Annotated in this window: 15 protein-coding genes; 9 read left to right on the top strand and 6 right to left on the bottom strand. The window is 73.8% G+C overall.

The genetic code is table 11. The features are described 5' to 3' along the window. The first annotated feature begins 91 nt into the window (after positions 1-91). Positions 92-499 (top strand): Hsp20/alpha crystallin family protein, encoded by a 408-nt coding sequence (locus tag QRX60_RS41080; RefSeq protein ID WP_285996857.1) that lies wholly within the window; start codon positions 92-94, stop codon positions 497-499. Positions 500-757: 258 nt separating this feature from the next. On the opposite strand, the gene QRX60_RS41075 is transcribed toward QRX60_RS41080, so the two are convergent. From QRX60_RS41075 to QRX60_RS41065, 3 genes are read right to left on the bottom strand one after another with little or no spacing between them, the layout of a single operon-like run. Further along, complete coding sequence (locus QRX60_RS41075) at positions 758-1915, bottom strand: ABC transporter permease (protein WP_285996856.1); 1158 nt, start codon at positions 1913-1915, stop codon at positions 758-760. Next, positions 1912-3069: an ABC transporter permease gene (locus QRX60_RS41070; RefSeq protein ID WP_285996855.1), complete on the bottom strand. Its 1158-nt coding sequence runs from the start codon at positions 3067-3069 to the stop codon at positions 1912-1914. Before QRX60_RS41070 ends, QRX60_RS41075 begins: the two co-directional genes overlap by 4 nt. Positions 3070-3071: 2 nt before the next feature. Next, on the bottom strand, positions 3072-4046 hold the full coding sequence (locus QRX60_RS41065) for an ABC transporter ATP-binding protein (RefSeq protein WP_285996854.1): 975 nt from the start codon (positions 4044-4046) through the stop codon (positions 3072-3074). A gap of 121 nt (positions 4047-4167) precedes the next feature. On the opposite strand from QRX60_RS41065, the gene QRX60_RS41060 reads away from it, so the two are divergent. The 4 genes from QRX60_RS41060 to QRX60_RS41045 all read left to right on the top strand — a co-directional run bounded on the left by QRX60_RS41060 (position 4168) and on the right by QRX60_RS41045 (position 8430). After that, entirely contained in the window at positions 4168-5643 is a 1476-nt protein-coding gene (locus QRX60_RS41060) for an MFS transporter (RefSeq protein ID WP_285996853.1), read from the top strand. Further along, a complete protein-coding gene (locus QRX60_RS41055; protein ID WP_285996852.1) occupies positions 5612-6073 on the top strand; it encodes a DUF6292 family protein in 462 nt (153 codons plus the stop codon). Before QRX60_RS41060 ends, QRX60_RS41055 begins: the two co-directional genes overlap by 32 nt. Positions 6074-6079: 6 nt before the next feature. Then, positions 6080-7069, top strand: coding sequence for an Acg family FMN-binding oxidoreductase (locus QRX60_RS41050; protein WP_285996851.1), 990 nt, complete (start codon positions 6080-6082; stop codon positions 7067-7069). A 416-nt stretch (positions 7070-7485) separates the two neighbouring features. Then, positions 7486-8430 (top strand): MEDS domain-containing protein, encoded by a 945-nt coding sequence (locus QRX60_RS41045; protein ID WP_285996850.1) that lies wholly within the window; start codon positions 7486-7488, stop codon positions 8428-8430. 56 nt (positions 8431-8486) lie between these two features. Here QRX60_RS41045 and QRX60_RS41040 read toward each other — a convergent pair whose 3' ends face one another. Continuing rightward, positions 8487-8999 (bottom strand): helix-turn-helix domain-containing protein, encoded by a 513-nt coding sequence (locus QRX60_RS41040; RefSeq protein ID WP_286003804.1) that lies wholly within the window; start codon positions 8997-8999, stop codon positions 8487-8489. A 268-nt stretch (positions 9000-9267) separates the two neighbouring features. Between QRX60_RS41040 and QRX60_RS41035 the strand changes: the two genes are divergently transcribed. The 4 genes from QRX60_RS41035 (at position 9268) to QRX60_RS41020 (ending at position 11955) form a co-directional block, all read left to right on the top strand. After that, entirely contained in the window at positions 9268-10287 is a 1020-nt protein-coding gene (locus QRX60_RS41035) for an NADH-quinone oxidoreductase subunit B family protein (RefSeq protein WP_285996849.1), read from the top strand. After that, the gene (locus tag QRX60_RS41030) at positions 10284-10814 is read left to right on the top strand and encodes a NifU family protein (protein ID WP_285996848.1); all 531 of its coding nucleotides are present in this window, start codon (positions 10284-10286) and stop codon (positions 10812-10814) included. The genes QRX60_RS41035 and QRX60_RS41030 overlap by 4 nt, the downstream gene beginning before the upstream one ends. Next, positions 10811-11425, top strand: a complete 615-nt coding sequence (locus tag QRX60_RS41025) for a DUF5947 family protein (protein WP_285996847.1) — start codon at positions 10811-10813, stop codon at positions 11423-11425. Before QRX60_RS41030 ends, QRX60_RS41025 begins: the two co-directional genes overlap by 4 nt. Positions 11426-11514: 89 nt before the next feature. Then, complete coding sequence (locus tag QRX60_RS41020) at positions 11515-11955, top strand: hypothetical protein (RefSeq protein WP_285996846.1); 441 nt, start codon at positions 11515-11517, stop codon at positions 11953-11955. Between the two features lie 29 nt (positions 11956-11984). Here the strand turns inward: QRX60_RS41020 and QRX60_RS41015 are convergent, their stop codons facing one another. Continuing rightward, positions 11985-12917 (bottom strand): galactose-1-phosphate uridylyltransferase, encoded by a 933-nt coding sequence (locus QRX60_RS41015; protein WP_285996845.1) that lies wholly within the window; start codon positions 12915-12917, stop codon positions 11985-11987. Beyond that, positions 12914-14335, bottom strand: a complete 1422-nt coding sequence (locus QRX60_RS41010; RefSeq protein ID WP_285996844.1) for a glycosyltransferase — start codon at positions 14333-14335, stop codon at positions 12914-12916. Before QRX60_RS41010 ends, QRX60_RS41015 begins: the two co-directional genes overlap by 4 nt. Positions 14336-14528 lie beyond the last annotated feature (193 nt).

Raw genomic sequence — 14528 nt, 5'->3', positions numbered from 1 at the left:
GTCCCCGGGATCGGGGAAGTACGGCCGCATCGGCGCCGGTCCGGGGGTGGTTGCCTGAAGCCGAGGGGGAGATCAGAGAAAGGAGGCTCGGATGACATCACTGCTGCCGCGGACGGGGACGAGGGTTCCCGTGCTCAGCGACCTGTTCGACGCGGCATGGCCGTTCGGCGAGCACAACCTGGTCCGGATCGAGGAGGTGGCCGAGGAGGGCAAGTACGTCGTGCGTGCCGAGCTCCCCGGCTTCGACCCGGAGAAGAACGTGCACGTGTCGGCGGAGCACGGCCTGCTCACCATCTCGGCCATCCGTGAGGCCCGCACCGAGCACAAGGGCCGCAGCGAGTTCCGCTACGGCTCCTTCACCCGGACGGTGACGCTGCCGAAGGGCGCCGAGACCACGAAGATCGCCGCCGTCTACCACAACGGCATCCTCGAGGTGACGGTTCCGGTCACGAAGCCCGAAGCGGACAAGCAGGTCGAAATCCCGATCAAGAAGGACTGACCGCGAACGACGACGGGCGGTACGGCCGGTGGCCGTGCCGCCCGTGCTGTCGTACCCGGAGCCACCCGTGCCCTGCCGGTGCCCGCGTGCGGCAGCCGGGAGCGGCGAGGTTTCGGCACAACCGAGGCACCGCAAGCGCACCGAAGGCGGCCTTCGGTGCGTTGAACGCACCCGAGGCCGCCTTGGGGCGCCGGCAACCGGACAACAAAGGCACGGCGCGGAGTCCTCCCGGCCGAAGCCCGGCGCGGCACCCCTGCCTCACGTCGTCAGCGACCGGTGCAGCCGCACCGACGCGAAAGTGAGCAGCAGCGCCGCGAATGCGCCGAGCACGCCCAGGGGAAGCAGGATGTCGCCGAGCCCGCCGCCGCGGGCGAGCAGGGCCGTCCACGCGTCCACCGCCCAGGCGTGCGGGGTCAGGTGACCGAGCGAGCGCACCGCGTCCGGCACGATCTCCAGCGGCCACATGCAGCCGCCGAGCATGCCGAACGCGACCCCGATCGTGGGGCCGAGCGCCGAGGCCTGCTCCGGGGTGCGGAACACCGTGCCGCCGGCCATCCCGGCGCCGGTGCCGACGGCCGCCCACACCACCGTCAGCACCACCGCGGCGAGCGGGTCGCCCCAGCTCACCCCGAACAGCAGCGCGCCGGCCGCGATGATCAGCGCCGACTGCAGCAGGGCGAGCCCGAGGTAGCACAGGGATTCGCCGAGGACGATGGCGCGGGCCGGCACCGGCGCGGCCAGCACTCGGGTGTGGATGCCGAGCTGCCGCGTCTGCACCATCGCCGCGCCGGACGCCAGCGAGTTGACGAAGACGAACAGCACCAGCATGGTCGGCGCGCTGGACCCGAACCCGGCCGGGAGCGCGGAGCCGCTCCCGTCGACGGGCTCACTCTGCACCGTCACCCGGGGCACGGTGGTCTCGAGCGCGCGGGCGAGAGGCAGCCGTGCGGACAGGCTGCCCCCGGCCTCGGTCGCGGCGAAGGCGGCCGCCTGCACCGCCGTCGCGTGCCGGGCGACCCCGGCGGAGACAGCCTGCCAGGCGCCCTGGGCGTTCCCGGTCGGCCCCGCGGTCAGCAGGGGCAGTTCCACGGACCGGCCGGACGCGAGCCGGGCGTCGAAGTCACCGGGGATCAGCACCACGGCGTCGACTTCGCCGCGCCGCAACGCGTCCCGGGCGTCCTGTTCCGTCCCGTACGCGCTGGTGCGCAGTCCTTCGGTGCCGTCCAGCGTCTGCGCGAGCCCGGCGGCGAGCGGGCCCGGGGCCGCGACGACGCCGACGCGGGGCGTGGCCGGGCCGCCGGCCGTCGCGCCGATCACCAGGATCACCACCAGCGGCAGCAGGACCATGAAGAAGGCGGCGACGCGGTCCCGCACCATCCGCTTCAGCGAGGCGGCCGCGATGGTGAAGGCGATCATCGGCGCACCGCCCGGCGGTGGACGAGGCCGGCCACGGTCGTCAGCACGGCGCAGATCACCAGGATCGCCAGCACCGGCACCACCACGCTGCCGCCGCCCGCCCCGCCCGCGAGGTCGGTGAACGCCCGCAGCGCCCACCCGTTGGGCGTGCCCAGTGCCAGTACGCGCAGGAACTCCGGTGCCGCGCCGAGGAAGACGAAGTTCCCGCCGACGAGCACCAGCCCGAACGCCAGCATCGCCGAGAGCTCGTCGGCCTGGCGTTCGGTGCGGGACACCGCGATCACGAACGCCGTCAGGCACACCACGCTCAGCGCGACGGCGGCGACGAGCACCGCCACCGCGGCGGGCGGGCCCCAGTCGGCGCCGAAGACCAGGGAGGTGACCAGGCAGACCGTGCCGAGACTGGCCGCGCTGTAGGCGAAGGTGGCGAGCGACTTCCCGGCCAGCACCGCGAACGGGCTCACCGGGGCGACGGCGATCCGGTCGAGGGTCCCGTTGCGCTGTTCCAGGAAGTACCCCCGGGCGGTGAACCCGATGGCGAAGAAGGTGAAGAACATCCCCATGGCGGGGCCGTAGTAGCCGACGCCGGTGATCGTCCGGGTCCCCGAAGGCTGCCGGACGACCTGCTCCGGCAGCCGCAGCGCGGCGGCCCGGGCGGCCAGGTCGCCCGCCGGCGCGCCCGCGGCGGCCGCGGTCGCGACCGCCAGCCGGTCCGCGTCGAGCTGGGCGGTGAAACTCCCGGCGATCGACCGGGTGACCTGCCCGGCCAGTGGACTGTCCACAGTGGTCACCACGGTCAGCGGGCGGACCGGGCCGCCGTGCGCCGCGGCGGAGAACCCGGCCGGGATCACGACGGCCGCGCCGAAGTCGCCGCGATCCACCCGGGCGCGAGCCTCGGCCGCGTCGCCGACCGGCGTCACGGTCAGCACGGAGGCGAGTTCGGGGCCGGCCAGGAACCCGGTGAAGGCCTGGGCGAGGACGCCGCGGTCCTGGTCGACGACCGCGACGTCGGCGTGGAAGGTTTCGGCGCCGCCGAACGCGAAGCTGATCAGCCCGGCGATCGCGACGGGGGCCAGGAAACCCAGGGCCCAGGCCGAGCGGTCGCGCGCCCGCTCGCGCAGGTCCTTGGCGGCGATGACGAAGGCGGCCCGCACGGTCAGTCCCGCAGGGCGGTGCCGGTCAGGTGCAGGAACACCGCTTCCAGGTCCGGCTCGGTCACCTCGGCCGACCGGATGACCACCCCGGCGCGCCCGGCGACTCGCACCACCTCCGGCAGCAGCATCCGCCCGTCGCGCCCGAGCAGGTGCACCTCGGTCCCCGCGACGTCGGCGCCCTCGATCCCGGGCAGCTCCCGGCAGAGCGCGGCGAACGCGGCCAGGTCCCCGGTCGCGGCGAGGGTGAGCCGATCGCGCTCGCCCAGCCGGGCGACCAGCTCGCGGCGCGTCCCTTCGGCGGCCAGCCGGCCGTGGTCGATGATCCCGACCCGGTCGCAGAGCCGTTCCGCCTCGGTCATGTCGTGCGTCGTGTAGAGCACCGCCATGCCCTCCGCGCCGAACCGCTGGACGCTTTCCATGATCGCGTGCCGGCTCTGCGGGTCGACCCCCACGGTCGGCTCGTCGAGCACCAGCAGGGTCGGCCGGTGGAGGAGCCCGGCGCCGATGTTGAGCCGCCGGCGCATCCCGCCGGAGAAGGACTCGACCTTCTCCTTCGCCCGGTCGGCGAGCCCGATCAGCTCGAGGACCTCGTCGATCCGGGCGCGCAGGAGCCGGCCCCGCAACCGGTAGAGCCTGCCGAAGAAGGCGAGGTTCTCCCGTGCGGACAGGTCCGGGTAGAGCGCGACGTCCTGGGGCACGTAGCCGATCAGGCCCCGGCCCGCGGTGGAGACCGGGCTCACCGTGGTGCCGCCGACCACGACGTGTCCCGCGTCCGCCCGCAGCAGGCCGCACACCAGCCGGATCGTCGTCGTCTTGCCGGCGCCGTTCGGCCCGAGCAACCCGTAGGTCTCACCGGCCGCGACGGCGAACGAGACGTCGTCGACCGCGACCCGGTCGCCGAAGCGCTTGCGGAGCCCGGTCACGGCCAGCACCCCGGCCGTCGTGGCGGGCGCCTCGGGCGATGCCTGCTGCGTCATCGGCCCAGCATCGGCCGGACGCCGGCCCGGCCGGGAGGGTCCAAGGTCCGCGGCCCGGAGGACCGACGGACCTGGTGACCCCGCGGGGCGCAGCCGAGACTCGGCCGGAAGGAGGTGCGCCGTGCCCGGTGTGCTGCGGATCCGGCCGTTCCGGCGGCTGTGGCTCGTCCTCGCGGTCTCCTCCGTGGGGGACTGGCTCGGCCTGCTCGCGACATCCACCTTCGCGGCCGGGCGGTTCAGCAACCCGGCTGCCCAGGGCGCGGCCTTCGGCGGGGTCATCGCCGTGCGCCTGCTGCCCGCACTGGTGCTGGGCCCGCTGGCCGGGGTCCTGGCCGACCGGTTCGACCGGCGGCACACGATGATCGGCTGCGACCTCCTGCGGTTCCTGATCTTCGCCTCGATCCCGGCCGTCGGGCTGCTCGTGGCCGACCGCGGCGTCGTCGTCGGCTGGGCCGCGGCCGCGACGTTCCTGATCGAAGCCGTCGCCATGGTGTGGTCACCGGCCCGGGACGCCGCGATCCCCGTGCTGGTCCCGCGCGACCGGCTGGAGGCGGCCAACCGGCTGTCCCTGGCCACCACCTACGGCGCCACCCCGGTGGTCGCGGCCCTCGTCATGGCGGGCCTGCACGGGTTGGCGAACCTCGTCTTCGCCGGCCCGGCGCCCGCCTGGGCCGATCCGGTCACCGCCGCCCTCTTCCTGAACGCGGTGACGTTCCTGGGCAACGCGGGAGTGCTCGCGGTGGGCGTCCGCGAGCTGAGCGGCCGGGGCCCGGCCCCGGCGCACAGCGGGATCCGGCGGGAGCTGGGCGAGGCGTGGCGGTACGTGCGCCGCACCCCTTCGGTGCGCGGGCTGGTCACCGGCATCCTGGTCGCGTTCGGCGGGGCCGGGGTCGTGATCGGTGCCGCCCAGCGGTACGCGCAGGCCGTGGGCGGCGGGGACGTGGCCTTCGCGCTGCTGTTCGTGGCGTTGTTCGCCGGGCTGGCGCTCGGCGTCGCCGGTGGCCCCGCGGTCGTACACGGTCTCTCGCGCCGTCGCTGGTTCGCGTTGTCCATCGCGCTGGCCGGGATCTCGGTGGCGGGGCTGGCCTCGGCACCGGGCCTCGGCACGGCGGCGGTCGCGTGCGCGGGCACCGGCGCGGGGGCCGGCATGGCTTTCCTAGTCGGCTGGACGCTGCTGGGCGGCGAGGTCGGGGACGACCTGCGCGGCCGGGTCTTCGGGTTCGTGGAAGCGGGCGGGCGGGTCGCGCTGCTGGTGTCGATCGCCGTCACGAGCGTGCTCGTCGGGTTCGGCGCGGTCCCGCCGGGGATCCCGGCGGTACGCGTGGTGCTGCTCGCCGCCGGGGTCGCGGTCGTCGCCGCCGGGCTGGTCGGGTTGCGGCGGATCGACGACCGGCCCGGCGTCCCGGTCGTGGCGGACCTGCTGCGGGCGCTGCGGCGCCCAGGTGACCAAAGTCCTTCCCACGGGGGCCGAACGACGCCATCCGGCCCGGGGGGCGGGATCGTACCGTCGGAGCCTGGTGAGAACCGGTCCGATGTGGCCGGTGTACGTCCCGAGGCGATGGAGGGTGATTCCCCTGCTGACCGGTATCGACCGTGATCACGGCCTGCGGCGCGGGCTGACCGGCTATCTGGCCGCGGTGAGCTCCGCGGTCGGTGTGGGCGTGGAGTCCTGCACCGTCGACCTCGACGCCCCCGCGTCCGCGTACGTCGCGCTGGACGTGCGCCTGCTCCGCCACCCGGACCGGGACATGGCCCTGCTGTGGGACGAGCGCCACGGCTGGGCGTTCGCCATGGAGACCCACTCCGGGGAAGACCTGCTGGTGCTCGCCTACCTCGGCGGCGAGCTCGTGCCCGCCCCGCCCCGCGTCGGCCGCTTCGTGGCCGGGATCCGGTCGGCGGGCGCGCCGGACACCGCGCCGGTGCCGCCGGACCTGCGGGACGATCGGAGCGAGCTGAGCGCCCGCCTGCTGCGGTACCGGCGCGACGTGTGGTCCGCGGGTGTCCCGTTCCTGCGCCGGGCGGGCTGACCCGCCATGTCCACTGTGGAGGGCAGGTCCTGGACGGCGGCCGAGACCGAGGTGCTCGTCCGGTCCATGATGCGGGCGCCGTCGGTGCACAACACGCAGCCCTGGCTGCTGGAGGTCGCGCCGGGCGAGCTGCGGGTGCGGGAACGCGCCGAACCCGTCCTCCCGCACCACGACCCGGACGGGCGCGACCGCGCCGCGTCCTGCGGCGCCGCGGTGGCCAACCTCGAGCTCGCGGCCCGCACGCTCGGCCGCTCGGTGGACCTCGCGTTCCTGCCCGACGAGCGGCAACCGGACCTGGTGGCGCGGATCGTCGTCGGCGCCGACGAACCGCCCACGCGCGAAGAGCTCCTCCACTACGGGGCCATCGCCCGCCGGGCGAGCCACCGGGCGCCCTTCGAAGGAGTGGCCGTGCCGGCGCCGGTGGTGCGGGCCATCACCGGCGCGGGCGGGGCGCCGGGCGTCGAAGCGCGTCCGCTGCGACCCGGCCGGGAGGTCGCTGTCACGGCCAGGCTGCTGCACTTCGCCGCGGAGAGCTTCCAGGCCGACGGCGGTTACCAACGGGAGCTGTCCCTCTGGACGATCCGGGACGAGCGCTCCCACCGGCACGGTGTCGGCCTGCCCGCCGGCCGGGTTCCGGCGGGATCGGTGCCGTGGGCGGGACTGGTCCGCCGTGCGACGGAACTTCCGGACGCCGCCGAACTCGAGGCCCGCCTGGCCGGTGAGACCCTGCTGATCTTCGTCACCGCGGACGACGCCCGGCTCGACCACGTGCGGGCGGGCTACGCGATGGAACGGGCTTGGCTCGCCGCGGTCGACCTCGGGCTGGCGGCCGCGGTGCTGACCCAGCCGCTGCACCTGCCGGCGGTCCGCTCCGCGCTGTGCGACGACCTCGGGCTCGCCGGCTTCCCGCAGGCGCTCCTGCGCATCGGGTACGCCGCCGAAGCCGATCCGCTCTCGCCGCGCCGGGCGGTGCAAGAGGTGCTGCGCGACCGCTGACCAATTCCCACCATCTGCCCGTAATGCCGATGAATTGTTTTTCGAACAGGTGGACGCGAGATTTTTCCGGGGCCGTTTCCGGCGAGGTGCGGACAGTACTGTCGGGCGCCCCGCCGGGTGGGACACATCTGGCCCGAGACCCATGTGCCACAAAGATTTCAGCCGGTCCCGGCCGACGTGCGCGAGGTACCGCGACGACGGTTGTGTCCGCCTTCGGGTGCAGTGCTGTCAAATACTCCGAACGGGTGCAATAAATTCGTCTCGTGATAGCCGAATCGAGCTGTTGCCGGTACGCTCCCACCGGTCCGCAAGCGTTCCGTGGGAAACGCGATCGAATGGGCAACCGGTGAAGAACGTTCTCAGGAGGCTCGGTGCGCATGAACACCCCGGCAGCTGCTCCGGCACCGAAAGGTCGGGTGGAGCCAGGTTTCCGGCACCAAGGCTGCCTCTACGGCAGCGACGCCGACTTCCTCGCGGTGGCCGTGCCGTTCGCGCAGGACGGGTTGCGCCGGGGTGAGCCGGTGCTGGTCACCACGACGGCGGCCAACCTGGAGCTGCTGCACGCTGCGATGGGCGCCGACGCCGGCCGCATCGCCTTCGCCGAGTCGGCCTACGTCGGGCGGCGGCCGGCGCAGCTGGCCGACGCGCTGCACCGCTACTGGACCCGCCACCGGTCCACCGCGCCGACCGGCGCGGTCCGCATCCTCGCCGAGCCGGCCAGGGCCGGGGACTCCCGCGACCAAGCCGCCTGGCAGCAGGCCGAGGCGGAGTTCAACGTGGCGCTGGCCGGCACCCGGATCTGGATGATCTGCCCGTACGACACCAGGACCGCCGGTGCGGGCGTCGTCGCGGACGCCCGCCGCACGCACCCCGAGTGCGTCGTGGACGGCGAGATCCGGCCGTCCGCGCAGTTCACGGCACCGGCGGAAGCCGATGGCGCCGGTGCGGACGCACCACCGCGCACCGCCGCGGACCTCTTCCGCTTCGAGGGGGACCTGGTCGCCGTGCGGCGCCACGTGCTGGAGCGGGCGAGTGCCCTGCTGCGGTCCGAGGACACCGCGACGCTGTTCGGCATCGCCGTCGGAGAGGCGATCGCCTACCTGCTCGACCACGGCATCGACCGGGCGGCCGTGTGGGTGCGGCCGGCCGCGGGCCGGGTGGTGTGCACGCTGCACAGCGACCGGCCGGTCGACGGCCCCGCGTTCTACGGGCTCCGGCCGGCGGCCCGGCCCGGCGCCAGCCTGTGGATGACCGACCAGATCTGCGAATGGCTCGACATCAGCTCCGACGTCGCCGGCTGCACCATCGAGCTGGCCATGCGGCAGCGGCCCGCCGGTGCGGCGCAGCCCGCTCAGGAGTAGCGGCCAGGGCGCCGGCCCGGCACCACCACCGCGGGGTCCCGGGACACATCTGTCCGTCAGCGCAACCGCACGTCGCCGAAGCGGTCTTCGATCCGTCGCAGATCGCGCAGCCGGGGCTCGGTCTGCCCGCCGAGCCAGCGGCTCATCGTCTTCGCCGACACGCCCAGCTCTGCGGCGGCGGCCTCCTTCGTGATCCCGCGGCCGCGCAGTGCTTCGGCCAGCCACTCGGCGAAGCTGGCGGCGGGCGTGTCCGGTCCGGCCGGCCGCGAGGGCGCCGGGGGCGGCTCCTCGGCGCGGGACGGGAGCACGTCGAACTCGACGCGCTGGGGGTACTTCCGGCAGGAGACCTCGAGCATGCCGGACGGGCCGGCCGCGGCCAGCAGGGCCCGGAGGATCGTGTTGCCCACTTCGCGCTCTTCGGCCTCGGCGAGCGGCGCGTCCGTGAGGCAAAGCTGGACGAATTCCCGGATTCCCGCAACGGCGGACGGGCGGGCGGGAAAGATCTTTTTGACGATTTCGACCGGTACGACCTCGATCGAATCGCCGTGTGCCCGGCCCGCCGATTCCATCACGATCAAAGCCCCTTCCGCCGAAGTCCCAGTGTAGTCGCCGGCGCGATTTCCAGCTGCCCCGGGAACGCGGACGCGCGGGTGCCGGTATTGTCCGCCGTCCGGCGTACAGCTGTGTCCGGGATGCCGCTGCGCCAGTCTTGCCGCTGCTGCGCGACGGGTCTACGGTGGGCGTCCTTCGGGTCGGTCACTTGGTGGGACGGCCCGGCTGCGCAGGGGAACTGCCGACGTCGCACGCGGCGCGCCGCCGCACGGAAAGGTGTCATCGATGTTCAGGGCCACGCAGACCGGCAACGGCCCGGCGGACGACTCCGAGAATCATCCACCGACCGTCCATATTTTATGGATGAATGGCGGGCTGAGCTGCGACGGTGAATCGGTCGCGTTGACCGCGGCCACCCAGCCCAGTATCGAAGAGATCGTTCTCGGCGGTCTTCCCGGGCTGCCCGAGGTCGCCATGCACTGGCCGTTCCTCGATTTCCACAGCGGGCCCGACGGGGGCTCCGACAGCTTCATCGAATGGTGGCACCGCGCGGACCGCGGCGAGCTCGAGCCGTTCATCCTGATCGTCGAGGGTTCGATCGCCGACGAGACGAACAAGGCCGAGGGGTACTGGAGCGGGTTCGGCACCGACCCCGCGACCGGCCAGCCCGTGACGGCGAGCGAGTGGCTCGACCGGCTGGCCCCCAAGGCGATGGCGATCCTGGCCGTCGGCACCTGCGCGAGCTACGGCGGCGTGCACGCCATGGCCGGCAACCCCACCGGCGCGATGGGCGTGCCCGAGTACCTCGGCCGGGACTGGCGGTCGTGGGCCGGGCTGCCCATCGTGTGCGTGCCGGGCTGCCCGGTGCAGCCGGACAACCTTTCCGAGACCATCCTGCACCTGCTGTTCCAGGTGTCCGGGCGGGCGCCGGAGATCGACGTCGACGAGGCTCTGCGCCCGAAGTGGCTGTTCGGGAACACCGTGCACGAAGGGTGCGACCGGGCCGGGTACTACGAGCAGGACGAGTTCGCCGATCAGCACGATTCGCCCAAGTGCCTGGTCAAGCTGGGGTGCTGGGGCCAGGTGGTCAAGTGCAACGTGCCCAAGCGGGGCTGGATCAACGGCGTCGGCGGGTGTCCGAACGTCGGGGGCATCTGCATCGGCTGCACCATGCCGGGCTTCCCGGACAAGTTCATGCCGTTCATGGAGGACCCGGCCGGCGCCGGCGGCCCGATGGGGACGACCACCGTGTCCGGGTCCGCGATCCGCATCCTGCGGGAGATCCGGACGGCGGCGGACCGGTGAGCACGCCCGGCGGCCCCGCTGCCCCGAGCCCCGGAGAACGCCTCGAGACACTTCTGGGCGTCCTGCTCGCCGGCCCGAACCGGCGACCGGCCGAAGAGATCGTCCGGCAGCTGACGGACCTGTACGGCGAAGGCCTGACCCGGATCGTCGGCTCCCTGCGCGAGCACGCCCCGGCACTGGTCGGGGCGATCGCCGCCGACGACGTCGTCGGGAGCCTGCTGGCGCTGCACGACCTGCACCCCCTCGACGCGCAGGCGCGGGTCCGGCGGGCCCTGGACCGGGTCCGCCCGCAGGTGGGCGCGGTCGGGTACCTGGGCATCGACGACGGTGTGGTCCGGCTGAGCCTCGGCGCGAGCCGGGGCTGCTCGTCCGCGGGGCGCACGGGCCGGGCGACGGTCGAAGCCGCCGTCCGGGACGCCGCTCCGGAGATCACCGGCGTCGAGATCGTCACCGAAGCCACCCAGGCGCTGTACCAGATCGGCATGGGACCACCTTCCGGCGTCGCACCGGAAGGGCGAGCGTCATGAGTGTCCACGCCGGGTCCACGCACTCCGCGTTCGCCCGGGACCGGCGCTCCGCGCGGCAGGAGCGGTGCGAGCTGTGCGGGACACCGGTGGCTTCGCGGCACTGCCACGTGGTCGACACCGGCCGCCGTGGCCTGCTGTGCGCGTGCCGCGCGTGCTTCCTGCTGTCCACCCGGTGCCCGGCCGGGGAGGCGCGGTACCGCGCGGTGCCGGAGCGCTACCTGTGGGACCCCCGGCGCCCGGTCGTCCGCCTCGACTGGTGCGGGCTCGGGATCCCGGCCGGCTTCGCGTTCTTCCTGCGCCGCGGCACCCGCGTCACCGCGTTCCAGCCCGGTCCGGCCGGCGCCGTCGAGACGACCCTGCCCGCCGGCCTCTGGGCGGAGCTCTCCGCGGGCCACCCGCTGCTGGCCGCGGCCGAGCCGGACGTCGAGGCGATCGTGTTCCGCGGGACCGAACGCGGCACGGACTGCTTCCTCGTGCCGGTCGACGTCTGCTACCGGCTGGCCGGCGCGGTCCGCCGGTACTGGACCGGCCCCGACGGCGGGCCCGAGATGCGCGAACGCGTCGGCGAGCTGTTCGCGGAGATCGGGCACCGGGCGCGGCCCCTGCGGTAGCGCGGCCTTTCGGCTCCCCGGTCGTGGACCCAAGACCCTGCCCCCGGCGGGGCGGCGGGCCGACGATCGTGGTGCGAACGGAGGCCACGATGACCACCAGCGAAAAGACGCGCCGCCCGTCCTCGCGGGCCCGCCGCACCGGTTACCTCGTCGGCGCCGCGATCAACGCGGTGCTGCTGATCGCGGTCAACGCCTTCCCCGGGTGGGAGGCGGCGTCGTTCCTGACCGCGGACACCCGGCTCGTGGTGGGTGTGGCCGACCTCGCCCTCGTGGCCGGTCTGGCCACCAGCCTCGCCTACGTGCTGTACGACCCCGAATGGTTCACCGCGCTCGGCGGGGTGGTGACAGCGTGCGCCGGCCTGGTCGCCGCGGTCCGCATCTGGCAGGTGTTCCCGTTCGACTTCGCGGGCGCCTCCTTCGACTGGCCGCTGACGGCGCGGATCGTGCTGGTCGTCGCCATCACCGGCAGCGCGATCGGGTTGCTGGTGAACCTGGTGACACTGGTGCGGGCCGCCGTGCGGCGGCGCTGAGGATCCCCGCGTTCGCCGGACGCCGGCCGTCAGCCCACGTCGGCCATGCCGACCAAGGTGCGCAGACGGGCGGCCGCGTGTTCCGGCGACACCGTCGTGACCGGGACACCCGTCGCCAGTTCCAGCCCGGCGGGAGTCTCCAGGCGGGGCACGAGCTGCAGCGACCAGGCGAGGAACGGCGCGGTCTCGTAGCCGGTGGGCGCGGTCCGCACCACGACGTTGTAGGCCGGGTCGCCCAGTTCCGCGCGCAGGGCGGCCAGGATCGTCCGCAGGCACCGCGCGGTCGCCCGGATCTCCTCGGCACCCGCGGCGGCGAAGTCCGGTCCGGCCCGGTGCGGGAGGATGCGGACCTCGTAGGCGGCGATCGGGGCGAAGGGGGTGTAGGCGACCACGTGGTCGTCCGCGAAGACGATCCGCTTGCCGTCGCTCAACGCCGCTTCGAGCTGTTCGCCGGCGAGCAGCCGGCCGCGGTCGCGGTGGTGGACACGCGCGGTCTCCAGCTCGCGCCGGGTCTCCGCCGACAGCACCGGCAGGCCCGCGATCTGGGAGTGCGGGTGCGCCAGCGAGATGCCGGCCGCGAGCCCGTGGTTGCGGAACACGACGACCTGGGCGGTCGCGGGCCGCAGCGCGCGGTGCCGGTGCTGCCAGGCGCCGAGCACGTCGGCCACTTCGCCGTCGGTCCCGGTGGCGAGGTCCCAGTCGTGCCGCGGCGACTCGATGACGATCTCGTGCCGGTCCGAGAGCGCGTAGCGGTTCGGGACCGCGCGCACGCGCCAGCCCACGTCGCCGCCGGGCAGCCGCCACGTCTCGGGCGGGGTGTCCTCGGCCGGGCCGGGACAGAACGGGCACGCGGCCCCGGCGGCGCTGTGGGGGCGGCTCCCGCGGCTGGGGGCGAGCACGGTCCAGTCCTCGGTTTCGGCGTTCCAGCGCAGTTCGCCGCCGTGCCACGGCCGGGCCGTCACGACGCGCTCCCCGAGCGGGCCCGCAGGAACGCGGTGCGGCACTGCTGCGAGCAGAACGAGTACGTGTGCCCGTCCGCAATGGCGCTGGGTGTTCCGGCGCCGGGCGGCACGCCCAGCCCGCAGACCGGGTCGCGGTGGTCGAACCGGCTCATCAGCGCGCCGGGCGGGTCGTCGTGGGCGAGCCCGTCGAGCAGGGTGAGCTCGTCGAGCAGGAGCCGGGGGAGCAGGAAGTACTGCCGGACGCGTTCGCGGCCGGACGCGCCCAGCGCGGCCGAGCGGCCCGGGTCCTGGAGCAGGCCGAGCAGCGCCTTCGCGCATTCGTCGGTCGAGTCGACGAGCAGCCCGCCCGTGTCGTCGGCGACCTGCAGCGGGATCCCGCCGGTGCGCCCGGCGACGATCGGCGTGCCCTTCCACAGGGCTTCGGACACCACGAGCCCGAAGCCCTCCCGGATGGACTTCTGGATCATCACCGAGGAGAACCGCTGGAAGGCGTTGACCTCGACGTTGCCGACGCCGGTCAGGTTGGTGAAGACGTGGATGTCCGGGTCCGCGCGGGTGGCGTCGCTGATCCGGCGGTACACCTCCCACCCTTCGGGGTCGTCGAGCGCCATGGACCCGACCAGCGCCAGCTGCAGGCCCGGGACCTCGGGGCGCACCAGCCGGAAGGCGTCGATCACGCCCAGCGGGTCCTTCCACGGGTCGAACCGGGAGACCTGTGTGACGAGCGGGCGGTCGGGCTCGATGCCGATCCAGTTGAGCACCGCGTGCGCCGTCCGGTCGTCGAGCGACATGTTCTTGGGACTGAGGGGATCGATTGCCGGCGAGATGATGTCGGCCAGGCCGGGGGACAGGGTCGGGGGCACGAACTGCGCCATGGTGAACACGGTGGCGTCGTAGTGTTCGACGAACTTGCCGAGGTAGCCCCAGGCACTGGGCGCGGGCTGGGAGGTGTCGATGTGACAGCGCCAGATCGACTTCCCTCGCCGGAAGTCCGAAAAGGACAGTATGGCGGCGGGCTGTGGGTCGTGCACGAACACGAAGTCGCAGCCGGCGAAGTCCGGATCGGCCGAGATCTCTTCCGCGTTGCGGCGTGAATTCTCCTCGTAGAGCCGGATGTCGGCGTCCGTGATCGGGTCTTTCCCACCCTGCAGGGCGTTGTGGAGCTTCTTCGTCACGGCGAAGAAGGCGGGCTCGCCGCTGATGATCTTCCACGTCGCGTGCACGCCGAGGTCGTTGTAGAGCGGCACCGCCGACCGCAGCAGCTCGGACACGCCACCGCCGTAGGGCGTGGCGCTCAGATGGATCACGCGGGCACCGCGCAGCCGCTCCGCCACGGCCAGCAGGGGTTCCACGACCCAGTCCGGCGCGACCTTCCGGTACGCGGCGACGGAGAGCTCACCGACGTCGACCGTTTGCATATCTGACCTCTCGCTCGGCGGGCGGGGTTCCAGCGTCGGCCCGGCGGGACCGGTGCCGCCAGGGCCCAAAGTCACCGGAACCGCGGCGGGAGACGGCCGCAAGGCCCGCGGAGCGCGGGACCGTTTGCCCCGCACCGCGTTACGTCGTGCTCTCCGGTTCGGCGGGGGCCGCGCGCGATGCTGGGCGAACGCA

Source organism: Amycolatopsis mongoliensis (assembly GCF_030285665.1).
Classification (GTDB): Bacteria; Actinomycetota; Actinomycetes; order Mycobacteriales; family Pseudonocardiaceae; genus Amycolatopsis; species Amycolatopsis mongoliensis.
The sequence above is the reverse complement of the archived record's forward strand: the minus strand, read 5'-3'. Positions and strand labels throughout refer to the sequence as shown.

Bases quoted from the DNA above. Each gene is read 5' to 3' on its own strand.
- QRX60_RS41080 (WP_285996857.1), top strand. From the start codon at position 92: ATGACATCACTGCTGCCGCGGACGGGGACGAGGGTTCCCGTGCTCAGC.
- QRX60_RS41075 (WP_285996856.1), bottom strand. From the start codon at position 1,915: ATGATCGCCTTCACCATCGCGGCCGCCTCGCTGAAGCGGATGGTGCGG.
- QRX60_RS41065 (WP_285996854.1), bottom strand. From the start codon at position 4,046: ATGACGCAGCAGGCATCGCCCGAGGCGCCCGCCACGACGGCCGGGGTG.
- QRX60_RS41050 (WP_285996851.1), top strand. From the start codon at position 6,080: ATGTCCACTGTGGAGGGCAGGTCCTGGACGGCGGCCGAGACCGAGGTG.
- QRX60_RS41040 (WP_286003804.1), bottom strand. From the start codon at position 8,999: ATGGAATCGGCGGGCCGGGCACACGGCGATTCGATCGAGGTCGTACCG.
- QRX60_RS41035 (WP_285996849.1), top strand. From the start codon at position 9,268: ATGTTCAGGGCCACGCAGACCGGCAACGGCCCGGCGGACGACTCCGAG.
- QRX60_RS41025 (WP_285996847.1), top strand. From the start codon at position 10,811: ATGAGTGTCCACGCCGGGTCCACGCACTCCGCGTTCGCCCGGGACCGG.
- QRX60_RS41020 (WP_285996846.1), top strand. From the start codon at position 11,515: ATGACCACCAGCGAAAAGACGCGCCGCCCGTCCTCGCGGGCCCGCCGC.
- QRX60_RS41010 (WP_285996844.1), bottom strand. From the start codon at position 14,335: ATGCAAACGGTCGACGTCGGTGAGCTCTCCGTCGCCGCGTACCGGAAG.